Annotated in this window: 21 protein-coding genes; 13 read left to right on the top strand and 8 right to left on the bottom strand. The window is 34.9% G+C overall.

Annotation, left to right across the window (positions count from 1 at the left end; translation table 11 throughout):
- Window positions 1–137: 137 nt before the first annotated feature.
- The 7 genes from DLK05_RS07250 (at window position 138) to DLK05_RS07220 (ending at window position 7156) form a co-directional block, all read left to right on the top strand.
- On the top strand, window positions 138–365 hold the full coding sequence (locus tag DLK05_RS07250) for a 4Fe-4S binding protein (protein WP_127343345.1): 228 nt from the start codon (window positions 138–140) through the stop codon (window positions 363–365).
- A 50-nt stretch (window positions 366–415) separates the two neighbouring features.
- Entirely contained in the window at window positions 416–1501 is a 1086-nt protein-coding gene (locus tag DLK05_RS07245) for a 3-methyl-2-oxobutanoate dehydrogenase subunit VorB (RefSeq protein WP_127343344.1), read from the top strand.
- A gap of 3 nt (window positions 1502–1504) precedes the next feature.
- On the top strand, window positions 1505–2278 hold the full coding sequence (locus tag DLK05_RS07240; RefSeq protein ID WP_127343343.1) for a thiamine pyrophosphate-dependent enzyme: 774 nt from the start codon (window positions 1505–1507) through the stop codon (window positions 2276–2278).
- 33 nt (window positions 2279–2311) lie between these two features.
- Window positions 2312–2863, top strand: coding sequence for a 2-oxoacid:ferredoxin oxidoreductase subunit gamma family protein (locus DLK05_RS07235; RefSeq protein ID WP_127343342.1), 552 nt, complete (start codon window positions 2312–2314; stop codon window positions 2861–2863).
- A 338-nt stretch (window positions 2864–3201) separates the two neighbouring features.
- Complete coding sequence (locus DLK05_RS07230; RefSeq protein ID WP_127343341.1) at window positions 3202–3450, top strand: radical SAM protein; 249 nt, start codon at window positions 3202–3204, stop codon at window positions 3448–3450.
- Window positions 3451–3713: 263 nt separating this feature from the next.
- On the top strand, window positions 3714–5039 hold the full coding sequence (locus tag DLK05_RS07225; RefSeq protein WP_127343398.1) for a M16 family metallopeptidase: 1326 nt from the start codon (window positions 3714–3716) through the stop codon (window positions 5037–5039).
- Between the two features lie 53 nt (window positions 5040–5092).
- A complete protein-coding gene (locus DLK05_RS07220; protein ID WP_127343340.1) occupies window positions 5093–7156 on the top strand; it encodes a M16 family metallopeptidase in 2064 nt (687 codons plus the stop codon).
- 281 nt (window positions 7157–7437) lie between these two features.
- Here the strand turns inward: DLK05_RS07220 and nadD are convergent, their stop codons facing one another.
- From nadD to DLK05_RS07190, 6 genes are all read right to left on the bottom strand, one after another.
- Window positions 7438–8013: a nicotinate (nicotinamide) nucleotide adenylyltransferase gene (gene nadD, locus DLK05_RS07215; protein WP_127343339.1), complete on the bottom strand. Its 576-nt coding sequence runs from the start codon at window positions 8011–8013 to the stop codon at window positions 7438–7440.
- A gap of 65 nt (window positions 8014–8078) precedes the next feature.
- Window positions 8079–8648: a guanylate kinase gene (gene gmk, locus DLK05_RS07210; protein WP_127343338.1), complete on the bottom strand. Its 570-nt coding sequence runs from the start codon at window positions 8646–8648 to the stop codon at window positions 8079–8081.
- Between the two features lie 78 nt (window positions 8649–8726).
- Complete coding sequence (locus DLK05_RS07205; protein WP_209319770.1) at window positions 8727–9605, bottom strand: YicC/YloC family endoribonuclease; 879 nt, start codon at window positions 9603–9605, stop codon at window positions 8727–8729.
- Between the two features lie 183 nt (window positions 9606–9788).
- Window positions 9789–11120 carry an MATE family efflux transporter gene (locus DLK05_RS07200; RefSeq protein WP_127343337.1) on the bottom strand — a complete coding sequence of 444 codons (1332 nt, stop codon included), beginning with the start codon at window positions 11118–11120 and terminating at the stop codon, window positions 9789–9791.
- Window positions 11121–11165: 45 nt separating this feature from the next.
- A complete protein-coding gene (locus DLK05_RS07195) occupies window positions 11166–13031 on the bottom strand; it encodes an ABC-F family ATP-binding cassette domain-containing protein (RefSeq protein WP_127343336.1) in 1866 nt (621 codons plus the stop codon).
- Window positions 13032–13255: 224 nt separating this feature from the next.
- The gene (locus DLK05_RS07190) at window positions 13256–14116 is read right to left on the bottom strand and encodes a C1 family peptidase (protein ID WP_127343335.1); all 861 of its coding nucleotides are present in this window, start codon (window positions 14114–14116) and stop codon (window positions 13256–13258) included.
- Window positions 14117–14510: 394 nt separating this feature from the next.
- On the opposite strand from DLK05_RS07190, the gene nth reads away from it, so the two are divergent.
- Window positions 14511–15176 carry an endonuclease III gene (gene nth, locus DLK05_RS07185; RefSeq protein WP_235831970.1) on the top strand — a complete coding sequence of 222 codons (666 nt, stop codon included), beginning with the start codon at window positions 14511–14513 and terminating at the stop codon, window positions 15174–15176.
- A gap of 13 nt (window positions 15177–15189) precedes the next feature.
- Here the strand turns inward: nth and zupT are convergent, their stop codons facing one another.
- The gene (gene zupT, locus DLK05_RS07180; protein WP_127343334.1) at window positions 15190–16008 is read right to left on the bottom strand and encodes a zinc transporter ZupT; all 819 of its coding nucleotides are present in this window, start codon (window positions 16006–16008) and stop codon (window positions 15190–15192) included.
- 191 nt (window positions 16009–16199) lie between these two features.
- Here zupT and fdxA point away from each other — a divergent pair, with 191 nt between their 5' ends.
- The 4 genes from fdxA to DLK05_RS07160 all read left to right on the top strand — a co-directional run bounded on the left by fdxA (window position 16200) and on the right by DLK05_RS07160 (window position 22268).
- A complete protein-coding gene (gene fdxA / locus DLK05_RS07175) occupies window positions 16200–16370 on the top strand; it encodes a 4Fe-4S ferredoxin (RefSeq protein WP_127343333.1) in 171 nt (56 codons plus the stop codon).
- 426 nt (window positions 16371–16796) lie between these two features.
- Entirely contained in the window at window positions 16797–19961 is a 3165-nt protein-coding gene (locus DLK05_RS07170) for a SusC/RagA family TonB-linked outer membrane protein (RefSeq protein WP_127343332.1), read from the top strand.
- A 19-nt stretch (window positions 19962–19980) separates the two neighbouring features.
- Window positions 19981–21438, top strand: a complete 1458-nt coding sequence (locus DLK05_RS07165; protein ID WP_127343331.1) for a SusD/RagB family nutrient-binding outer membrane lipoprotein — start codon at window positions 19981–19983, stop codon at window positions 21436–21438.
- Window positions 21439–21467: 29 nt separating this feature from the next.
- Window positions 21468–22268: a hypothetical protein gene (locus tag DLK05_RS07160; RefSeq protein ID WP_127343330.1), complete on the top strand. Its 801-nt coding sequence runs from the start codon at window positions 21468–21470 to the stop codon at window positions 22266–22268.
- Between the two features lie 99 nt (window positions 22269–22367).
- Here the strand turns inward: DLK05_RS07160 and DLK05_RS07155 are convergent, their stop codons facing one another.
- Window positions 22368–23963, bottom strand: coding sequence for a YfcC family protein (locus DLK05_RS07155; protein WP_127343329.1), 1596 nt, complete (start codon window positions 23961–23963; stop codon window positions 22368–22370).
- 460 nt (window positions 23964–24423) lie between these two features.
- Here DLK05_RS07155 and hutI point away from each other — a divergent pair, with 460 nt between their 5' ends.
- A complete protein-coding gene (gene hutI / locus DLK05_RS07150; protein WP_127343328.1) occupies window positions 24424–25677 on the top strand; it encodes an imidazolonepropionase in 1254 nt (417 codons plus the stop codon).
- The last annotated feature ends 1 nt before the right edge of the window (window position 25678 follow it).

The raw sequence follows: 25678 nt of genomic DNA, 5'->3' as shown, positions 1-25678 counted from the left end.
ATTTAATTTTGACTTTGTAAAGAGTTGGTGTTCAGTTATTTTAGATGTGTGATAAATTGAAAGCAAAAACAGGAAAATTGCTTTTGAATTGTTACCTTTATTGTGTGAATAACAATTAATTTTTAATTATAAATGCTATGGCAAAATTTAAAGGTGCTATTGTAGTTGAAACCGAAAAATGTAAAGGCTGTAGCCTTTGCGTTGTAGCTTGTCCTACCGGGGTTATTGAACTTGCAAGAGATGTAAATGCAAAAGGCTATCATTATGCCTACATGGCTAATCCTGATGCATGTATTGGGTGTTCAAGCTGTGGATTAGTGTGTCCAGATACTGTAATTACAGTGTATAGAACTAAGGCAAGCTAGAATATCTGGTAGTAAGTACTAAATCTGAAAAATTTATTAAAATATTTGTAATGGGAGATGTTCGTTTAATGAAAGGTAATGAGGTAATTGCAGAAGCAGCTATTCGTTGTGGATGCGATGGATACTTTGGATATCCAATTACACCTCAGTCTGAAGTTATGGAGACCCTTATGGCTCGTCAACCTTGGGAACAAACCGGTATGGTAGTTCTCCAGGCAGAAAGTGAAGTTGCTGCTATAAATATGGTATATGGTGGTGCCTCATGTGGTAAAAAAATTATGACTTCCTCTTCAAGCCCTGGAATAAGCTTGAAGCAAGAAGGAATTACATATTTGGCTGGAGCGGAATTACCTGCTTTAGTTGTTAACGTTGTTAGAGCCGGTCCGGGTTTAGGTACTATTCAACCTGCTCAATCAGACTATTTTCAATCTGTAAAAGGTGGTGGTCATGGCGACTATAAATTAATCGTACTGGCTCCTGCATCTGTGCAGGAAATGAATGATTTTGTGGGTTTAGGTTTTGAACTTGCATTTAAATATAGAAATCCAGCCTTGATATTGTCTGATGGTGCTATTGGACAAATGATGGAAAAAGTTGAACTTTCTGATTATAAACCTAGATGGACTGACGAAGAAATTCAAGAAATTTCTGGTTCTTGGGCTACTACAGGAAAAAAATCAGATCGAGAAAGAAATATTTCTACCTCACTTGATCTAGATTCTGCAAGACAAGAACAATTCAACCATAAATTGCAAGCGAAATATCGTGCAATGGAAGAAAATGAAGTTCGTTTTGAGAAAATTAACTGCGATGATGCGGAATACTTATTTATTGCATATGGTTCAAGTGCACGTATATCTCAAAAAGCAGTGGAACTTGGACGTGAAAAAGGAATTAAAATAGGTTTGATACGTCCAATTACTTTATTCCCATATCCTACTAAGGCAATTCAAGAAATGTTAGGCCAAGTGAAAGGGATTCTCTCTGTTGAGATGAGTGCTGGTCAGATGGTTGAAGATGTTCGACTCGCTGTTAATGGTAAAGTTCCTGTTGAACATTTTGGACGATATGGAGGAATTATCCCAACTCCTGAAGAGGTTTTGGAAGCATTAGAACAAAAAATTATAGGAAAATAAGTTATGACAGCAACGACTGAAATCAACAAAATAATTAATGAAGATAATTTGGTTTACAAAAAAACCAATCTTCTTCTGGATAATGAAATGCACTACTGTCCTGGATGTACTCATGGGGTAATCCATAAAGTAATTGCTGAAGTTATCGATGAGATGGATATTCAGAATGAAACGATTGGAGTTTCTCCTGTAGGTTGTTCTGTATTGGCTTACAACTATATTGATATTGATTGGCAAGAAGCTGCTCATGGCCGTGCTCCTGCATTAGCTACTGCTACGTCACGCTTAATGCCAGAGAAATATGTGTTTACATATCAAGGCGATGGTGATTTGGCATCAATTGGTTGTGCGGAAATTATTCATGCTTGTAATCGAGGTGAAAATATTGTGGTGTTCTTTGTGAATAATGCCATTTATGGCATGACAGGAGGACAAATGGCTCCTACTACCTTAGAAGGACAAGTTACAGCCACAACTCCATATGGAAGAAATACGGCTCTAAATGGTCATACCATGAAGATTACAGAAATGATAGCTTTGCTTCCAGGTACTCGTTATGTAACTCGTCAATCTGCTGAAACTCCTGCTGCTGTTAGGAAACTTAAGAAGGCTGTGCGTAAGGCATTTGAGAATACCACAGAGAAAAAAGGACTTTCTTTTATCGAAATTGTTGGTACTTGTAGTTCTGGATGGAAATTGACTCCAACTCAATCGAATGAATGGATGAAAGAAAATATGTTTCCATTTTACCAGTTGGGTACATTAAAAGATGAATAGAACTCCATTTTAATCAATTAATACTGTAAAAAAATGACAGAAGAAATAATAATTGCAGGATTTGGTGGACAAGGCGTACTTTCAATGGGTAAAATTCTTGCATATTCTGGAATCATGCAAGACCAGGAAGTATCATGGATGCCATCTTATGGTCCTGAAATGCGTGGAGGAACAGCAAATGTTACTGTAATAATAAGTGATAATAGAATTAGTTCTCCAGTGTTGAAAAAGTTTGATACTGCTATCATTCTCAATCAACAGTCAATGGATAAATTTGAATCTGATGTGAAACCTGGTGGAACATTACTTTATGATCCAAACGGTATTACTAGTCATCCTGAAAGAAAAGATATTAATATCTTTAAAATTCCGGGAGCTGCTCTTGCTGCAGAAATGGGTAATCCAAAAACTTTCAATATGATTGTTTTAGGTGCATTTTTGAAAGTTAAACCAATTGTTGCCATTGAGAATGTAAAAAAAGGTCTGGAGAAATCTTTACCTGAGCGCCACCATAAACTAATTCCTTTGAATATTGAAGCAATTCAGAAAGGAATGGTTAATGTAGAATCAGTGAACTCCATTTAGATATACAATAATTTTAAATAATTTAGGAGGAATTCGTATAGAGTTCCTCCTTTTTTTGTTTTTCCTTGATTACAAGGATGTATTCATCTGTGATGTGAGCCGTGAGATTTAATGTTAAAACATGAAGCGTAAAAAATTGAATTCCGTATTAATTAAGCCAGCTGGAGCAGATTGAAATTTGCATTGTAATTATTGTTTTTATTTAGAAAAGGCTGATTTGTACAAGCAGAAAGTTAATCACAGAATGAGGGAGGAGACGCTTGATGTGCTTATAAAACAGGTATTGGGACAATCAGAATCTGTTTTCTTTTACTTGGCAAGGAGGAGAACCTACTTTAATGGGACTACCTTTTTTTAAAAAAGCAGTAGAGTTACAGCAGAAGTATGGTACTGGTAAGACTATAGGAAATGGTTTGCAAACCAATGGTATGCTTCTTAATGAGGAATGGGCTGATTTTTTGAAAGCCTACAATTGGTTGGTAGATATATCTTTAGATGGACCTCAATATATTCATGATCATTTCAGAACAAGTCAAACCGGAAAGCCTACATGGGAAACAGTTAGTAGGAATGCAAAAGCAGGTTGAAACCCGACAAAATAACGGAACATATAATGCTTTTAAAGATTTTATGAAGGAATATTAGATAAAGTCTTTAAAATAGGAATTTATTTAACACCGAGTTAAGTTTTTTGTTCAGATAAATCAGTTCGACAGGTTTTTTTGCTAATTCATCGTGTGTAATTTGTGTTTATCCAAAAAAATTGACTTTATGCTAATTATCATGTAATATTGTTTTACAGAATTCGGAAGTAATCCGACATATTGTATAATATAAAACTATATTGATGATGATTAAAAGGCTTCTATTACTTTTCTTGCTAGTAATTACCGGGCTAGCTACCTGTTTTTCCCAGAATGGGGAAATAAAGTTTGATGAATTCGATTTAGACAATGGTCTGCATGTTATTCTACAGCAGGATCAAACCACTCCTAATATCGTAATATCAGTAATGTATCACGTGGGTTCTAAAAATGAAAATCCTGAAATGACTGGGTTTGCTCATTTTTTTGAACATCTTATGTTCGAAGGAACTGCTAACATCCCTCGGCACGAATATGACAAATATGTTTCTCGAGCTGGAGGAGAATTAAATGCTAATACTTCGGTAGACAGAACTTATTACTTCGAGTTACTTCCTTCCAATCAACTAGCCTTGGGACTATGGTTAGAATCTGAGCGTATGCTTCATGCAAGAGTGGATTCTATTGGGATAAAAACTCAAAAGGATGTAGTTATTCAGGAGAAAAAACAAAGCTATGATAATCGTCCATATGGTCAGATTTTACCTGAATCAATGAAGCATGCTTTTACAAAACATCCATATCGATGGATTACAATTGGTAATGAGGAGCATATCAGAAATGCAAAAGATGAAGACTTCGTGAATTTTTATAAGGAATTTTACGTTCCTAATAATGCTGTACTAACAATTTGTGGTGATTTTAAAACCGAAGAAGCAAGAAAGTTGGTAAAGGATTATTTTGCTGAAATACCTAAAGGTACAATGAAGATTTATCGTCCTCATATTATTGAACCTGAAAAAACAGCCGAAGTCAGAGATACCGTTTTCGATAATATACAACTTCCTGCTATAATTGAAGCGTATCATATTCCAGCAATGGGTACTCATGATTTTTATGCTGTCGATATGCTTGCAACATTATTGACAGATGGGAAAAGCTCTAGAATGTACAAATCGATGGTGGATGAGAAGCAATTAGCTTTACAAATGATGGCATTCCCAATGCCATATGAAGATCCTGGTCTTACATTAACTTTTGGTATTCCTAATGTTGGAGTTGAATTACCAAAACTTGAGAAGGCTATGGAAGAGCAAATAGCAATGGTTAGAGATAGTTTAATTACAGAGAGAGAATTTCAGAAACTCCGTAATAAAATGGAAAATGACCTTGTTAGTTCTAATGCTACAATTGAACGCAGAGCAGAGAATTTAGCCACAGCTTACACCTATTTTAAGGATACTAAAAAGATAAATCAGGAGTTGGATAAATATTTATCAGTAACCAGAGAAGATATTCAAAATGTTGCAAAAAAATATTTTGTTCCTAAAAACAGAGTAGTACTCTATTATCTTCCTAAAGCGAAAAATTAAACTCGAATTTAAGATTTAAATACGAAGTCATTTGTACTGAAAAATTTAAAAATATGAAACGATTATATAGATTAGTTATATTGTCCTTAACGCTTTGTTTTGCGTTATCTTTGCAAGCACAAGTTGATCGTACGAAAGCACCTGTTGCAGGACCGGCTCCCAAAATTCAACTTGGGAATTACGATACTTTTTCCTTAAAGAATGGATTAAAAGTATTAGTTGTAGAGAACCATAAAATACCAAAAGTATCTTTTTCACTTTCTTTAAATATAGATCCTATTGTAGAAGGTGATAAATCTGGATATATTTCCATTGCAGGTAGTTTGCTTGAAATGGGAACTATGACCAAGACTGCTCAACAAATTGCAGAAGAAGTTGATTTTATAGGCGCAGATCTAAATTCTTATTCAAAAGGGGTGTATGCTGCAGGCCTTTCTAAATTTAAAGATCAGATATTACAATTAATGGCAGATGTCTGTTTACATCCATCATTTCCAAAATCGGAATTTGACAAGTTAGTGAAGCAAAATTTGACAGGATTACAAGCTAATAAAACATCAGCTAGGTATATTGCTTCTAATGTCAAGGATAGAGTTCTTTACGGAAAATTACATCCGTATGGTGATGTGACTACAGAATCTACGATTGCGAATATAGAACTTGCCGATTGCGAGAATTATTACAATACCTATTTTAAGCCTAATGTAGCAATTCTTGCAATAGTTGGTGACATTACTACTAAGGAAGCAAAAAAATTGGTGAAAGAATATTTTCAGAATTGGCAGCCATCAGAAGTACCAGCACATAAATATGCTATTCCTGCTATGCCAAAAGGGAAAAGGGTGATCTTCTCCAATAAAGATGCATCTCCTCAATCATTAGTTCAGGTAATTAATCTAATTAATCTGAAAAAAGGAGCTTCTGATGTTATTTCTGCTAGTGTTATGAATGCTATGCTGGGAAGAGGTTTTTCAGGTCTTCTTATGAAAAATCTAAGGGAAGATAAGGCATATACTTACGGAGCTTATTCTCGTCTTTCATCTGATCAATTGGTGGGAGAGTTTAGTGCAAGTTCTAATGTAAGATCAAATGTTACGGATAGTGCATTGATTCAGATAGAATATGAAATGAACCGGATAAGAAATGAGAAGCTGACTCAGGATCATTTGGATATGACAAAGGCCACATTGGCGGGAGATTTTGCTAGATCATTAGAGAAACCTTCTACAATAGCAAATTTTGCTATGTCTATTGAGAAATACAATCTCTCTAAGGACTATTATGCTACTTATTTAGAGAAGTTGGCAAAAGTTAGCTTAGATGATGTTCTGGCAATGGCTCAAAAATATGTTGATCCTGAAAATGCAGTTTATTTGGTTGTTGGTGATCGCAAACTTAAAAATTCTTTAAAAAACATTAGTGCTACTCATGAGGTGGAAGAGTTCGATAATGAAGGGGAAAAGGTCGTTGAAGATCCCAATGCAATTCCTGTAGGCCTAACCTCCAAAGCTATTTTGGAAAATTACATTAATGCGATTGGTGGAAGAGAGAAAGTTGAAGCTATGAAAGATTTGAGCTTGAAGGGAGACATGAAAATGGGTCCAATGATTATGAATATTGAAACTATTTTTAAAGGGAATACGAAATATTGTATGAAAGTGATGATGAATGGTCAAGTGATGCAATCTGTACTTTTTGACGGAGATAAAGCAAAAATCATGGCAATGGGGAAAGAAACACAAGCTACAGAAGAACAATTAAAGAATTTTAAGTTGGAAGCACAGATGTGTTCTGAATTAAATTTTGATGCACTTGGATTCACTGCTAAAATAGTAGGATCGGAGCTGATAGATGGTGAAAAGGCTTATAAACTTGAAGTAATTGACCCTTCAGGAGTTACACAATTTGATTTTTATAGTTCAAAGTCTGGATTGAAAGTGAAAACAATTGCTCAACAAAGTGGAAAGAGTGTAATCATTCGATATAAGGATTATGAGGAAGTAGAAGGAATTAAATTTCCCTTTACAACTGTTACATCAATGGGACCACAGGAAATGCCTTTAACCATCACAGAATTAAAAGTAAATAAGGGCGTTGAGGATTCTGTTTTTAACTAAAAATTTGATTTAAATTTAGGATGAAGAGATAGTAAGGTACTATCTCTTTATTTTAGTGTGAATTAATGGATGACTAAAAAAAGATAAATTAGATCTAAAATTGTTTTGCAATTTTATAATATGTTTTAACTTTGCACTTCGATTCAGGAGTGTAGTGGTTAGGCATGTTGATCGAATCGAAATTTCAATATGAACTGTATAAGGTTTTAGGGTTAAAATTTCGTATTGGAAATCATTTTGGGTTAGGAAAAGGCTGGTGGGGACCAGCCTTTTTGTTTTTCCTACTTTTCGTAGAAATGCATCTCTTTAAGATATTGATATGCTAGTTCCGGAAGGAAAAACGGAATTTCTTTATGATTTTTAATTGCTTCTCTTATAAAACTGGAGGAGATTTCCATTAGCGGTGCATTTATCAAATGAACTCTTCCATTTAATTTTATTTCTTGATCATTGTATCCGGGGCGAGGATATACGTATAATTCGTGATTTAAAAGAATAAGATCATTATTCTTCCACTTGTGAAAGTTCTTTAAATTATCTGAACCAAGTATTAAGGAAAATTCGTAAATTGGAAATTTTTCTTTCAAATAGGTCAATGTATCAATTGTGTAGGAAGGCTTAGGTAATCCAAATTCAATATTGGAAGCTTTAATTTTAGGGTAATTTTCAATTGACCTGTTTACCAATTCTAATCTATGGTAATCGGGGAGAAGACTTTCTTTCTTTTTAAAAGGATTTTGAGGGCTAATAACAAACCAAATTTGATCCAAATCAGAGAATTCAGCCATATAATTGGCTATTGCCAAGTGTCCGATGTGAACCGGATTGAATGATCCAAAATATAATCCTATTTTCATAGACAAAAGTGTGTAAGTATATTTTCAGATAACAGCTACATTGTCCACTAATTTGAAATGACAAATTAATTGTGAGCAAGAAATTTGTTCAAAGTGGATTCTGCATCTTTAAATGCATCTTTCAGTTTATCATTTACTATGATAGTATCAAACTGATTCGCATATGCCAATTCGAATCTGAATTTTTCGATTCTTTTGGCAATGACAGCTTCACTATCAGTATTCCTGTTTCTTAATCTGTTTTCCAATTCCTGAGTAGAAGGTGGTTGAATAAATATCGCAATGGCTTCGTCCTTATAGAATTTTTTAATGTTGATTCCTCCTACTACATCTACATCAAATATAACATTGGTTCCTTTATTTCTGATTCTTTCAACTTCTTCTTTTAGTGTACCATAAAAACAGTCAGGATAAACTTCTTCCCATTCCAAAAATTCATTGCTATTAATTTTCCCCCGGAAAGTTTCTGCGCTTAAAAAATAATAGTCTTTCCCATCAATTTCATTTCCTCTTTTGGGTCTGCTAGTTGCAGATACAGAGAACTCTAAATTGAAGTTTTGTTGCAGTAAATGTCGAACAATTGTTGTCTTGCCAGATCCACTAGGTGCTGAAAATATGATAAGTTTACCAGACATATTTAAAGATTTGTAGTTTTAAATTTATAAAAAAGCGCAGAGTTATACACCCTGCGCTTCTATTGAAAAAGTATTTTATTATAAGACGTTTAGTATTTGTTCTTTGATTTTTTCTAATTCGTCTTTCATTTGAATCACAATTTTCTGTATATCAGAATCATTTGCTTTAGAACCCAAAGTGTTGATTTCACGACCAATCTCTTGTGCTATAAAACCAAGTTTTTTACCAATGGCATTATTGCTATTTGCTGTTTCAATAAAATACTTACAATGATTAGCTAAGCGAACTTTTTCCTCAGTAATATCTAGTTTTTCAAGATAATAAATGATTTCCTGCTCAAATCGATTTTTATCGACATTTTGCTTTTCTATAAAATCATTAAGATTATCGTTTATGCGAGTTTTAACAGTTTCGATTCTTTTGCTTTCATATTGAGTAACTTCGGCTTGGAGGTTTTCAATATTTGAAATCCTACTGAAAATATCAGTCTGTAAGGCAGCTCCTTCTTGCTTCCGAAAGGAAATTAGATCATTTACTGCAGCTTGGGATCCTTTAAAAATTTTATTCCATTCTTCTTCATCTAATTCCTGATATTCAACTTTTAGAGCATCGGGTAATTTTACAATGGTTTGTAAAATTGGCTCCCTATCCATTGGAATGCCTAATTCCGTTGATAATTCAAGCAACTGCTGATAATATCCTTCAACAATTGGTTTGTTAATTTTTGCTTCTTTATCCGAACCAATACTTTCAATAAAAATGGAAAGTTCGACTTTTCCTCTTTCCAATTTATTCTTAATCTCATTGCGGAGAACTAAATCTTTTTCTTTGTAAAGGTTGGGTATTCTGGTATTGATATCTAGCTGTTTGCTATTAAGGGATTTGATTTCGATTGAAACCTTTTTATTTTCTAATTCTAAAGTGGCTTTACCAAAGCCAGTCATCGATATTAACATATTCGAGATATTTATTTCCGTAAAGTTAAGAGTTTACAGTTGATTTACAAATAAGATATTGTGGGAGTTTCCGTACAAAATAACAGATTTAATTATTGTCGGAAGAATATTGATTGCTAGATAAATTTATGGGATTGATTCCTTGTATGTTGTGCAGGGAAGGATTTTTATTTGCTAATAAATTTAACCTACCACGGATTTGCTTTTCCATTTTCCGGTTCTATAATATAAATAAGAAAAAATCATACCCATAGACCACCCCAATGGAATAGACCACCAAATACCTGTTTCTCCCATTTTTGAGGATAAAAAATAGGCTCCGGGAATACGAATTATCCAGAGAGAGAATAATGTAATAAACATTGGTACAATTGTGTCTCCTGCACCTCGTAAAACTCCATTTGTTGTAAACATCGTTGCAAAAAGTAAATAAAAGGAACTTACAATAATCAAATATTTTTCCCCTATCGCTATTACATTAGCATCAGAGGTAAATAGCTTCATGAATTGACTACCAAAGAGGATGATTATCGCGGTCATTATCAAACAAAATACATTGGACATTAGGAAGGTGACCTTGAATCCTTTTCGCACTCGATCTATTTTATTCGCACCTAAGTTTTGACCAACAAATGCAGCTACGGCTTGAGAAAAGTTCATTGCTGGCATCATTGCTAGTGAATCGATGCGACCGGCAGCTGTATAGGCTGCAATAACATCAGTTCCAAATGTATTTACAATACCCAAAAGAGCCATCATACCAAGTGCAACAAAAGTGTGCTGTAATCCTGAAGGCAAACCTATCTTTAAACTTTTCAGGAATAATTCTTTGTCAAACCCAAGTTTCCATAAAGAAAACTTCATGATCTTATGGTTTTTGTTTAGATAGAGAATTCCGCTTATAAATGCGCCTCCTTGTGCCAGTACTGTAGCCCAGGCAGCTCCTGCAATACCCCATTTAAATACCATCACAAAAAGGAGGTCGAAAATAATATTGAAGACAGAGGAGAGAATAAGAAAATATAATGGAGTTTTTGAATCCCCAAGTCCACGTAGGATAGAAATTGTTCCATTAAATCCAAAAAAGAGAACCATACCTGCCATGTAAACATCTAGATAGGTTGTGGCCTGTGGAATTAATTCTTTTGGAAGTTGAAGTAAACGAAAGAGATCTTCGCTAAAATACATACCCAAAAGAGAAACTAAAATTCCTGCTGCAAATAAAAATAAATACATTGTATCAATGGCACGCTTAACACGTCCCATGTCCTTAGCTCCATAGAACTGCGATATCACAATAGAGAAACCTGATCCAATTCCAATTAGTAATGCAATTAAAGTGAAAATAATAGGAAAGGAAGCTCCAACTGATGCAAGTGCCTCTTTCCCCAAAACCTTTCCTACAATAATACTGTCAACCACATTATAAAGTTGTTGAAATACATTACCTAATAACATCGGTAATGTAAATTGTAATATTAATTTGGTTTCATTTCCAGTTGTAAAATCTTTCATTCAATACTATTAATAAGAACTCATTTTTCTTAATTATCTTCCAGCTTATGCTCTTTCACTTAATTCAAGCCATCTTAGTTCCTTTTCGTCAATTATCTCTACTATTTTTTCAAATCGATTCGCCTGCTCCAACAAATCATCATTAGATAGTGTTCCGGAACTCATATTTTTTTCAATTTCTTTCTTTTCAGCATTTAAACTTTCCAATTCGTTTTCCAGCTGTTCAAATTCTCGTTTTTCGTTAAACGATAGTTTTTGAGCGATTTGTTTTGGTTTTACTTTTTCCTTTTTCGGTTTTATTTGCTTGTCTATTTTTTTGAGTTCCTTTTCCTCCTCTTCTTTCGTAAATCGATAAGTGGTGTAGCTTCCTGGAAAGTTTCTCATTTTTCCCTTTCCTTCAAAAATAAATAGCTGGTCAACAACCTTATCCATGAAATATCTATCGTGTGAAACAATAATCAAACAACCTTTGAAATTAAGAAGATAATCTTCTAAAACATTTAAGGTCATTATATCCAAATCATTGGTTGGCTCATCGAGAATCAGGAAATTTGGATTTTTCATTAGTACAGTCATTAAATATAAACGGCGCTTTTCTCCACCACTTAACTTCGAAACGTGATTGTATTGCGTTTTAGGTGGGAAAAGAAAATATTCTAAAAACTGGGATGCTGACATTACTTTTCCATTACCTAAGTCTATGGAATCAGCAATTTCTTTTATCACATCAATAATTTTTTCATTTTCATTGATAGTGATGCCATCTTGCTTGTAATAACCATAAACAACTGTTTCTCCGATTTCAATAGAGCCTGAGTCGACATCAGTATTTTGGGTAATTAGATTTAGAAAAGTAGATTTCCCAGTACCATTTTTCCCTACAATACCTATTTTCTCTCCACGTTGAAATTTGTAGCTGAAATCTTCCAATATTTTTAAATTGCCATAACTTTTAGATAGTTTGTAGATATCTAATATTTTTTTGCCAAGTCGGGCGGATTTAATATCTAATTCCATACTATCAGCCTTAAGTCCCGACTCTGCTTTCTTTTTTAAATCATGGAAAGCATCAACTCGATATTTTGCTTTTGTGCCTCTTGCTTGTGGCATTCTTCGCATCCACTCCTGTTCTGTTTTTAGTAATTTTTGTGCTTTACCAACTTCTGCTGTTACATTTGCGATTCTCTCAGCCCTTTTTTCTAAATAATAGGAATAGTTGCCTTTATAAGTGTAAATGGAATTCGCATCCATTTCAATAATTTCATTACAAACACGATCCAAAAAATAGCGATCATGAGTAACCATTAAGAGTGTGCCTTTCGATTTGTTCAAATATTCTTCCAACCATTCTATCATTTCCAAATCAAGATGGTTAGTAGGCTCGTCTAGTATTAAAAAATCAGGATCAGTAATAAGAACTTTAGCTAAGCCAATTCGTTTTTTCTGTCCACCAGATAGTTCACCAATCAGCTGATCAAAATTAGTGATCTTTAATTTTGATAATACTTGCTTCACTTTGTTTTCGTAGTCCCAGGCTTTGAATTGATCCATTTTATCAATGATTTCATTCATTAATTTCTGGTCATTTTTACTGATAGCCTTCTCGTAATCCCTAATAACAGAAAGAACTGGATCGTTCGAGTTGAAAACTTCATTTAGAACAGTATTGCTATTCACTAGCTCTGGGTTTTGTTCTAAATAAGCTACTTTGAGATCATTTCGGAAAACAATATTTCCCTTATCCTGAGAATCGATTCCAGCGATAATATTTAGTAAGGATGTTTTTCCTGTTCCATTTTTAGCGATTAATGCAATTTTTTGCCCTTGTCCAACTCCAAAACTTATCTCTTCAAAAAGAGTAAGATCTCCATAACTTTTACTTAGGCCTTCAACTTGTAGGTATGATATCATCCAATCGATTCTTAAGAATTAGTTCGCAAATTTAAGAATATATAGCGATACTAAGGCATCTTGAATTGTATTTGCAGGAAATGGTTCTGATTGCCAACAAAAGAAGGTTGGATGGATGTTTTTGAAATAGAAAAAATAATTACTATAATAAAAAATCCTGCCATTTTTTAATGGCAGGATAAAACAGAAATTTGATCAGTTTCAAAATCTACATTAACTAAATTTTAATATTCATTTAAAACATATGCCTCTTGCCAAACTCGTCCCATGATGTCATATGAAATCCAACCAAAACCGTCGGTTCCCCAATTGGTTCCCCATGAATTCATTATGAGAAAAGCTTGTTTGCTGTCGTCGTAACCAACACAACAATAACAGTGACCACCATAAGATTTACCGCGGGCTCTGGTTTGAATATCTCCATAAGATAGATTATAAAAGTCTCGGTAAACAGAACCTGCCACAACAATAGGTTTTCCTGCAGCTAATTGATCTTTAAATGCATCAAGATTAATAGAGAGTCTGGTATAGTTGTTAGTTTTATAATTTACAGCTTGTTGTGCTTGATAATCATTTGGATATAGATCACAAGATACGTCCGTGTATGGCATGTCGTTCCAAGTACAAACTCCTTGATTTGTAATAAGGTCTAGGCCATCTGTTACGTAGGATCCACTTTGGCAATCACTAACTTTAATTTGATTATAAATGTATTCAGGACTGAAAATATTTGAACTGTAGTTATAACTACCACCGTACAAATTATGCCAACTGATACTTCTGGCAGCATAACCAACTCCCCAGGATACACATGATCCTTCACCTCCTTGATTAAGAATTGGAGGGCAAGATAAAATTGTAGTCGATGGATAAGATTTAGTGAGACTTATCTTTTTGGCTAGGGGGATTTTTTCGTACTGTTCTGTAGGGAGTGGTAGATAACCAGAATTTATAGTAATGTTATCATCCTGAATTTGTTCTTGTTTAGTAATAGAATCTTCACTATTATCACAAGATGGAAAACTAATTGTTAAACTTGTTGCTAATAGGGTTAGCAATGAGAATTTAAATAGATTTTTTTTCATAAGTAAATTTTTCAAGTAAAATAAGAATGGGTGTTGTAGTTTTTAAAACTGAAAATGCAACTACTAAGTGTTGAAATAATCTGTTTTCAATTTCTAGTCAGTTGTAAATATAATTTAATTTTATCAGAAATATCAAATATTTTATTTAAAAAAAATGACTATTATGTAGTTGTTACATTGAAAGGCAATAGGAATGGGGGATTTCAAATAGAATTATTTTTATGGATTGAAGTGTTTTTTTATAGATGAGACATCCATTATTAATTCATCCTGAAATTCATTTGTTAACTGTATGGATTTAAATTGATTCAAAACATTAAAATGACAAATTGTGTTCTTTAAGAAGAATATCTATTTTCGTGTGAAAAAGTAATCAAAAACTGATTAGTTCATTATGATGCGAAAGAAGGAAAGATTTGAAAAAGTAGTAGCATGGTTTCAGGAGAATATGCCCATTGCGGAAACGGAGTTAAAATATGACAATCCATATGAATTACTTGTGGCGGTTATATTATCCGCTCAATGTACCGATAAAAGAGTAAATCAAATAACGCCTTATCTATTTGAAAAATATCCGTCGGCTTTTGAACTTTCTCATGCAACACAGGAGGAGATATTTGAATTGATTAGTTCCTGTTCCTATCCAAATAATAAGGCCAAGCATTTATTGGGTATGGCTATTATGCTTGTTAATGAATTTAAAGAAATTGTTCCTGACGATGTAAAAGAATTGCAAAAATTACCAGGAGTGGGTAGAAAAACAGCAAATGTAATTGCATCTGTGGTTTATAATAAGCCGGCAATGGCAGTAGATACGCATGTTTTTAGAGTTTCGGATCGTTTAGGACTTACCACGAATTCAAAAACTCCGCTTGAAACTGAAAAGCAATTGGTGAAATATATACCTCGTGAATTAATTGCCACAGCGCATCATTGGTTGATTTTGCATGGAAGGTATGTTTGTATTGCAAGAAAACCTAAATGTGCTGATTGTGGATTAAAGGAATTATGTAAATACTTTTCTCGCAAAGCAAAGAAGGGAGAGGAAGCCTCGATCTGAGGCTCTTTAACTTTTATAAAAAGAGAAGTAGACTTACAGCCATTACAGCCATTCCTCCGATTAAGCCGTAAATAGCGATATGATGTTCACCGTATTCTTCAGCAGTTGGTAAAAGTTCGTCAAGCGAGATAAAAACCATAATTCCTGCTACACCACCAAACAATACGCCAAAAACAGTATTGTTTAATCCCAATACCGTATAAATTAGAATAAAACCGATTAAAGCTCCAACTGGTTCTGCTAAACCAGATAAAAAAGAGAGGAAAAAGGCTTTCTTTTTGTTTCCCGTGGCATAATAAATAGGAACTGATACGGCAATGCCTTCGGGGATATTGTGAATAGCTATTGCAACAGCAATTGGGATGGCTATTGTTGGATCGGCAAGGGCTGCGGCAAAAGTAGCTAAACCTTCCGGGAAATTGTGAATTGCGATTGCCAGTGCCGAAAAAATTCCCATTCGCATTAATTTTTTATCTACGGGCTTGGATTCTTTTAAGTCTTCAATTTTTCTTATTTCGTGTGGGTTTTCAAAGGAAGGGATCAACTTGTCAATAATCGCGATAAGTAGGATTCCACCAAAAAAAGAGAGGACAGTGTACCAGGTACCTGCTATATTTCCATGATCCGTTATTAAGGCTTCTTTGGCTTTCTGAAAAATCTCAACTAAAGAGACGTATATCATAACTCCTGCCGAGAAACCAAGTGATAATGCTAAAAATTTAGTGTTAGTACGCTTGGCAAAGAATGCGATGGCACTTCCAATACCAGTAGCAAGTCCAGCAAATAAAGTCATTCCAAATGCTATTAATATCGTATTAGTCTCAAATTCCATATAGTTAGGTGTAGTTATTTTTTGTGATTATAAACACTCTTTTAATTATTTGATAAATATAAACATTAATTTGGAATAATTCTAAATAACATTTTACGATATTTGTATCTTGTATTCAAAATTACTGTGTTGTATTTTTAATATCAAGCTATTAAAATATTTTATTCTAGTATTAATTAAAATTGAAAATCATGGCTCATGTTATTTCTGATAATTGTACTGCATGTGGTTCTTGCATGAATGAATGTCCAGTGGATGCAATATCCGAAGGGGATATATATGTAATTGATGCAGATACTTGTATTGATTGTGGTGCTTGTGCAGAAGTTTGTCCGGTTGAGGCAATTTCTGAGGAGGAATAGGTATCATTTAACTTTTATAAGAGGATGTTTTTTGAAGAACATCCTCTTTTTTGTACTCTAAAACTGATCAAAAATAGTAACCATCAATAAATTTAAAAATTTTAGGAGTATAAAAACTCGAAATTAATTCTGTTTGAATTTTATTAAACAAACATTTCTATCTCTAATGCTAAATTAATGTGGATTAGTAGTGAACATACCAGAATTACTGGTAATTGTACAATAAGTTGTAGTATAGTTTTGAGAGTGAAATAGTAATGTTTTTTTTGTGAAAATTATTATAGGTGGCTAGCGAATCGTTAAAATGCAAGTAAGTGTGTAGTGTTTAATTTATTGAATAGAATAAAAAATTTTTGTAAAAAGTTAAAAATTGTTAATTTGCTTAACATTAACCACAGTAATTTTTACTAACTAAAAATTTTATCTATGAAAAAACTGACATTTATTGTTTGTGTTTTAATGTTGACTTTTCAAATGGTTACTGCACAAACAAGAGAAATTACAGGAACAGTTACTAGTGCTGATGATGGCTTAGGCATTCCTGGAGTTTCCATTGTTGTTAAGGGGACAACTTCTGGAACAAGTTCTGATTTAAATGGTAAATATGTTATTAATGCCAATCCAAAAGACATTCTAGTGTATAGTTTTGTTGGGATGGTAACACAAGAAATTGTGGTTGGAAATAATAATCAAATCAATGTTGTTCTGAAAACGGAATCCATTGGGATGGATGAGGTTGTTGTAACTGCACTGGGAATAAAGAGGGAGAAAAAAGCTTTAGGTTATTCTGTGCAAGAGGTGAAATCTGAAGATTTAAAGAAAACAGGTACTCCAGATTTGGCTAAAGCTCTTCAGGGGAAAGTTGCTGGTGTTGATATTAAAATGTCAAGTGGTATGCCTGGGGCTTCTTCGCAAATTATAATTAGAGGGTCGAGGTCTTTTACTGGAAATAATACGCCTTTGTATGTTGTAGATGGTATGCCAATTGCGAGTACTGCTGCCTTTAGTACAGGTAATAGTGTTACAGGTGCTGATATTTCTAATAGAGCATTAGACTTAAATCCAAATGATATTGAAAGTATTAATGTATTAAAAGGTCAAGCAGCAGCAGCTCTATATGGATTGCGGGCCTCCAATGGAGTTGTAATTATAACGACTAAAAGTGGAAAAGGAGGGGTTAATGGAAAACCAATTGTATCTATTAATCAAACTACAAGTTTTGATGTTGTTTCCAGAACTCCGGATTATCAAACAATTTGGTCGCAGGGAAATTCAGGTGTATATAATCCCAGGACATCTTTATCATGGGGTGCAAAAATTTCTGATTTACCTGATGATCCTACATATGGTGGTAATGCAAATGGACATGAAGGAATGTACAATGTTCCACAACTTGAAGATGCGGGATTAGATCCATGGGTGAAGCCTCAGGTGTATAATAACTGGGATGATTATTATCAAACAGGATATACATCTACAACAGGTATCAATTTAAGCCAAGGTACTGAACATGGCAATTTTTCAGTTGGAATTGGTTATACTGATCAGGATGGGATAGCATTAAATACGGGAATGAAACGGTGGAATGCGAAAGCCGCTGCAGAACGTAAATTAAATGAACATTTTAAAGTTGGATTTTCTACGAATTACGCCAAAACAGTAATTGATAAGCTATCTGGAGCAAATGATGCTTCTTTGGCGGGAGTATTGTCAGCACCTAGTAGCTATAATTTAAAAGGATATCCGAATTATATTCCAGGTGATCCATATACTCAAATATATTACAGGTCATTAACTTTTGATAATCCTTATTGGATTCAAGATAATAATGTGTTTAACGAGGAAACAAATCGTTTTTTTGGTAATGGTTATGTTGAGTTTGCAACCCCTTTAACTGCAAATATGGATTTAACCGTTAAATATCAATTGGGTATTGATACTTATACTACCCATTATCAGGATATTTTCGGATTTGGTAGTAAAGGAAAAAAAGGATCTATTGATAATTATGGAGTCACTGATATGACTTATAATTCATTATTGACGGCCAACTTTGATTGGAATATTAACGATGATCTTCATTTAAATCTTATTCTTGGTAATGAATTGAATCATACCAGAACTAAAACATATGATGAATTCGGACAGGAATTTAATTTTGGAGGATGGAATCATATTGATAATGCAAACACAGTAACTGCTACCGAAGCACAGTTTAAGGATCGTACGGTTGGGGTTTTTGCTAGCCTTTCATTATCATGGAAAAGTATGTTATATCTAAACATGACCGGTCGTAACGATGTTGCATCATCTATGCCTAGAAATAATCGTTCTTTCTTTTATCCTTCTGTGTCATTAGGGTTTGTAGCTTCAGAGTTGGATTTTGTAAAAAATGTTAATTGGATAACATTTGCAAAAATTAGAGGATCTTATGCGGAAGTTGGACAAGCTGGAACATTTTTGGAGAATTTTTATACAAAACCGAATTATGGTGGTGGTTTCTGGACAGATGAGCCGATTACCTATCCTCTTGAAGGAGTAAATTCCTATATCCCAAATAATGTATTATATGATCCTGCATTAAAACCTCAGAATACAAAATCGTATGAGGTTGGGGTTAATTTGAAATTTGCACATAACCGCATTGGTGTTGATTATACGTATTCCAGACAAAATGTAGTGGATCAAATTTTCTCAGTTCCTTTGGCTGGATCAACAGGAGCAAGTAGTTTAGTAATGAATGGTGGTGAAGTTCACACAAATGGACATGAGGTTGTATTGTACGTTACTCCTATTAAAACTAAGGATTTTACCTGGGATGTGAGTGTGAACTATTCCAAAATTGAGAATGTTGTAGATAAGTTATCTCCAGGTGTTGAAAGTATTTTCTTAGGAGGATTTACGACACCACAGGTTAGGGCTGGTATTGGGGATACATATCCTGTTATATATGGTTCGCAATATAAAAAAGATGAAAGTGGACATATTTTAGTTAATGAGGATCCTAATGCTTCTGATTACGGTATGCCAATGGCAGGTGAGCCAGGAGTAATTGGTTCTGTTTCTCCAGACTTCATTATTGGAGGTTCTAGTAATTTCATTTATAAGAATTGGTCATTAGGTGCTACTTTCGAATGGAAGAGTGGTGGACAAATGTATTCTGGATCGAATGGTTTGTTAGACTTGTATGGTATGTCAAAGAGAACTGAAGATCGTGAGTCTACTTTCATTTTTGATGGATATAAGTCAGATGGATCTAGAAATGATATCGCTCGTGGAGGTGCTGATGATTCAGGTGCTTATCAAACACTTTATTCAGATGTGCTAACTAATATTGATGAATACTATATACATGGAAATTCATTTATTAAACTTCGAGAGATAACACTGAAATATAATTTTCCTAAAGGTATGATTCCTAAAGTTGATTTATCAATCTCGACCTTTGCTAGAAATATTTTATTATGGACAGAACTTGATAATTTTGATCCTGAATCATCACAAGGAAATAATAACATGGCTGGTGGGTTTGAGAGATTTTCATTACCACAGGCAACAAGTTATGGATTTAGTATAGATGTTAAATTCTAATTTTAAAAGGATGAATAATATGAAAAAATATATTTATAGTATTACGATTGCCCTTTTTGCTATTTTAGTTAGCTCGTGTTCTGAAGATTTGATGGATAATATCAATGAGGATGTGAATGACCCTGCAAATATGGCATCTAACTTAATTATCACAGATGTGATGACTAGTTCTGCATTTAGTGTTACTGGTAGTGATTTAGCGTTTTATTCATCATGTTATGTAGAGCATAACGTGGGTGTGTTTAATCAAATGTATAATGCTGAAATTAGATCTAACGAACCAACTAGTAGTACTACGTATAATAATTCTTGGAATTCATTGTACCAAAATCTCTTGAATCTTAATGACATTATAACTAAAACTAGTGAAGGAGGTGATGAGGATGGTAATTATCATACACTTGGAATTGCTCAAATATTATCAGCTTATAATTTGGCGATTTTAACTGATATGATGGGGGATGTACCGTGGACTGAAGCTTTGCAGCCAGGGGTTATATTTACTCCTAAATTAGATACGCAAGAATCTATTTATACTGTTATTTTTCAATTTTTAGATGATGCAATAGCTAATTTGTCGAAGGAATCCAATTTCCCAGCTTTGGGAACTCAGGACTTTATATATGGAGGAGATGAAGCCAGTATTGCTAAATGGATAAAATTTGCTTATGGTTTAAAAGCGAGATACACAATGAGATTATCTTTGAGATCTCCAAATTATGATGATGTAATTACGTTTGCAAATAATTCCTTTACTAGTGCTGATGAACAATGTCAGTTTGAATATAATGGAACATCATCAAAGAGCCCGTTTGAGCAGTTCTTTTTGGATAGGGATTATTTCGGAGCAAGTACAAGTTTTCATAATAAATTAGTTTCCAGGAATGACCCACGAGATGCAGTATTTTTCAAACCATATACAGATGGTGGCGACCTAACTTTTGCTCCTAATGGTGCTCCAAACCAAACACAAGGTTTATATGGAATTTCTGCAATTAGTTCTATAACCGCACCAACCTATTTAATGAGTTATCATGAGATCGAGTTTTTAAAAGCGGAAGCTTATGCAAGAAAAAATGATCTGGTAAATGCTAAAATAGCTTTAGAGAATGCAATTGTAGCAGCTTGTGGTAAAGTGAATATTGGAATTTCTGCCACTGATGCTGAAACCTATTATAATACTGAAATTGCGCCAGGCTTGACAGATCAAAATGCAACCTTAAAAGAGATTATGGTACAAAAGTATATTGCTTTTTTTGAGGAAGAATCGATTGAAACTTTTGATGATATTAGAAGACTTAAAGCAATGGGCGAGGATTTTATACAATTGGATAATCCGTTAAATACCTCTAAATTTCCATTGCGCTTTTCTTATGGTTCCGAAGATGTAACTACTAACGTTAATGTTCGCGAAGCTTATGGTGATGGAAGTTATGTATATACTGAGAATGTATGGTGGGCAGGTGGTTCACGATAGTCTTATATTTATAATGAAAAATGAATACTATGAAAAAATATAAAATATTAAGTGTTATCATCATTCTTGGACTTTTTTTTGGTGCTTGCGATGATACAAATGAGAATTTGGTTGGATCGAGAGGTTTAGCTATTATTCCTGTTGTAACTGATGTAAATCCTGCCTTTTACACCTCTGATCTGGCAAATTCATATGTTGAATTTGTCGTTGATTTACCTGAAGGGGAAAGTGTAGATGCTGCAGAAGTACAAGTAACTTATAAGGGAAAGAATGCTGTTGTACAGGAAATTTCTTCTTTCCCGGTAACTATTACCTTACAAGCTTTGGATGTGATACAGGCATTAGGAATTTCTGAAAATGATGTCAAAGTAAATGATTCATTTTTATTTCATGTGGTTACAACTGCCAATGGAATTTCTTCAAGATCCACTGCGGCATTGAATGTTTTTGTGACTTGTGAGTTTGATCCTGCTTTGTCGGTAGGTAGTTATCATGTTGTATCTGATGACTGGGAAGTGGCTGGTGATGTTACATTTACTGCTGATCCTTCAGATCCATTTAAGATTTTTGTGGCAGGTATCTTTGAAATGGAAGGTGGGGCACCTAATAACAATTTATTGGAATTAAATATTGATCCAAATTCCTTTAAGGTAAACGTAGTTAAATCCGTTCTCGGATCAAGTGCGCCTTGGGGGTCTTATACCAATTATTATTATGGCCCGGGAGGAGGATTATATAAATCTTGTGATGGTTCTTTTGAGATGCAATTTAAAATTACTGTTGACGAAGGATCCTTTGGAACCTATAATTTTCTTTTTACAAGAAATTAGTCAAAATAGATTTAAAAATATTTGATATTAATTTTACTGAACCGTCTCAATTCATTTTGAGACGGTTTCTTTAATCTTAGAATAGTGATATCTTTTCTCCTAAAACCCATTCAACTCCATAGTAACGGTTGGAATCAATAGAAGGAGTCCTAATAAGATAAGAACAACCATAAAGCCACCGATCCATTTCACCCATTTGTCGTAAGGTATTTTCGCAACTCCCAGAACACCAATCAGCACACCGGATGTTGGGGTAATCATATTGGTGAATCCATCGCCGAATTGAAATGCCATAACTGTAGCTTGTCGCGATACACCTATTAAATCAGAAAACTGTGACATCATAGGCATGGTTAGTGCAGCCTTAGCCGAGCCAGATGGGATGATGATATTAATGATGTTTTGGATGAGGTACATGATACTGATGGATGCCATTTTGCCAAAATCGTTCATCGATTGAGAAATGTAATAGAGAATGGAATCAATAATATGACCATCTTTTAGAACGATTAAGATTCCACCCGCAAGACCAACAATCATAGCCGCCGACATAATATCCCGGGCTCCATCTAAGAATAAAAGCGTAATTTCATTGGCAGTCTTGTTGAAAGCAATTCCCGAAAATATACCCATTGCAAAGAAAAGGGTTGCAATCTCCATAATGTACCAGTCGTAGCCCATTACGCCAACAATCAGGTAAATGATGGTGAAAAATAGTAGATTCAGAATAAAGAAATGAACCGATTTGCGTAGTGATAAGGCTCCCATAACGGCAAATAAAGCAGTAACGATAGGAATAACCGGAAAGGTGTCTTTTGCATTACCAATTTTAAGTGTGCTTTCGGGATAGTAAAAGGAGAATGCAATCATGCTAAGCAATAAGATAATATAACATACCCATGCCGAGACAGGAGTATAGTATTTAATCGTCTCCATATCGGTATTGTGATGCTTTCTCCAGTAATCATCATCGGTATAGACCAATGATTTTTCCGGATTCTTACGAACTTTAGCTGCGTACCTAAGGATAAATGTAAAGCCGACAATATTGATTACCACCCAACAAAATAAGCGATATTCGATACCCGAGAACAGCGGAAGATTGGATAAACCCTGTGCAATACCAATGGTGAAAGGATTCAGTAAAGCACCGGCAAAACCAAGTCCGGCGGCTACAAAGCAGATGCTTACACCGACAATAGAATCGTAGCCCATCTTGATAGCCATCGGCACAAATATAATGGTGAAAGCAATGGTTTCCTCACTCATCCCAAAGGTGGCACCAAAGATGCTAAACACCAGCATGATTAAACTTAGAATGATATTATTGACGCCTATCTTTCGAATGAATTTATTCTTCTCCAGTTTCTGAGTGAATTTTAGAAAGGAGTAGATGCCCACATCGATAGATTTGCTGGCATTCATGATCCAGAAAGCACCGCCAATTACCAGGATAAACATGATGATGTCGGCCTTATCCACGAAGCCATTGAAGAAAGAGGAGAATACCTCCCAGCTTTGTCCCTGACTTTCGATTTGATGGTAGGAATCCTGAACGATAACTTCGCGATTGGTGCCATTCACATTTACCGTTGTGCGCTGGTATTCTCCTCCGGGAATTACCCAGGTTAGGATGGCAGATAAAACGACAATGGCAAATACAATGACATAGGTATGTGGTACTTTTTTAAACATGAGTTCTGATTTAGGTAGAATATCTATTGTCTGATGCATTGGATGTTTGCCTATGATTCTCCTCCATGTGGAGTCTCCTAGGCTTACATTTTTAATGCAGCCTAAAAATAGAAACAATCGTTTAAAAGAAGAAGAAAATATAAGCTTTCGACTTATATTTAAAGGCATACCGAAAAGGTTTGCAATTTGCTCTTTTTTCCCTAATATTTGCAATATTATTTTCCTGCTTTTTGTAAGGAAAAGTTAGGTGTAAATGATCCTTCGATGTAGATACTTTAAGGTTTGCATGCGTTAAGGATTGAAGTGGTTACCCCGCAGTAGTAATGGCTTTTGCGGGGAGGGGCGAGGAGTAATAGCGGAAAGCCTGACCGCTTTCGGTTCCATTGAAGAACCGAAAGGGGAAACGCCCAAAGTTTTTAGAAAAGAAAGAATACTTGTATAATATCTAATATTATTTGGAATGAAATTGTTGATAAGCAATATAAAAAGCCTGGTGCAGGTGGAAGAAACACCGCGAATGTGGGTTGCCGGAGCCGATATGGCAAAGCTGAATTGTCTGGATAATGCCTACTTGCTGATTGAAGATGATAAGATCGCCGATTTTGGCAAGATGGAAGATATGCCGAATTACGACGAAATGGAAGGGTTTGATTTGGTAGAGGAAATTGATGCTACCGGGCGAATGGTTTTCCCTAGTTTTTGCGATTCGCATACCCATTTGGTATACGCCGGAAGTCGCGAAATTGAATATACCGATAAGATTAAAGGCTTGTCGTATGAGGAAATCGCGAAAAGGGGCGGTGGAATTTTAAACTCGGCCAAGCGGATGCACGATGCCAGCGAGGAGGAATTGTACGAGGCTGCAATGGAGCGTTTGCATGAGATTATAAGCATGGGAACCGGAGCTGTGGAGATTAAGAGCGGTTATGGATTGAGCGTGGAAGATGAATTGAAAATGCTGCGCGTGATTAAGCGACTGAAAGAGAATACTCCCTTAACGATTAAAGCAAATTTTTTGGGAGCGCACGCCGTTCCTTCCGATTATAAAGGAAGACAAGGAGAGTATGTCGATTTGGTGATCAATGAAATGATTCCGCAGGTAGCTGCCGAAGAGTTGGCCGATTATATCGATGTGTTCTGCGATAAAGGATTTTTTACCGTGGAGGAAACCGACAGGATTCTGAATGCCGGAATGAAGTATGGCTTGCGTGCTAAGATTCATGCCAACGAGTTAGATTACTCTGGCGGAATTCAGGTGGGCGTGAAATACAATGCCTTATCGGTAGATCATCTCGAATATGTTGGGGATGCAGAGATTGCCGCCCTGAAAGGATCGGAAACCATGCCTACAGTATTGCCTGGAGCAGCCTTCTTTCTGAATATGGTTTGTTCACCGGTACGCAAGATGATGGATGCGGGATTGCCAGTGGCTTTGGCATCCGATTTTAATCCGGGATCGTCGCCATCGGGAAATATGAAATTTATTTTGTCGCTGGCTTGTATCAACTATAAGATGTTGCCACAGGAAGCCATTAATGCAACAACCATCAACTCGGCTTATGCCATGGGTTTACAGGAGGAATTGGGAAGTATCGCCAAAGGAAAAATTGCCAATGTATTTATAACGAAAGAGATTCCATCCATTGAATATATGCCTTATGCCTACGGAAGCAATCTGATTGATGTGGTGATATTGCGCGGACAGCGATTGTAGA

Source organism: Ancylomarina longa (genome assembly GCF_003996985.1).
GTDB lineage: Bacteria > Bacteroidota > Bacteroidia > Bacteroidales > Marinifilaceae > Ancylomarina_A > Ancylomarina_A longa.
This window is presented reverse-complemented; position numbering and strand designations above follow the sequence as displayed.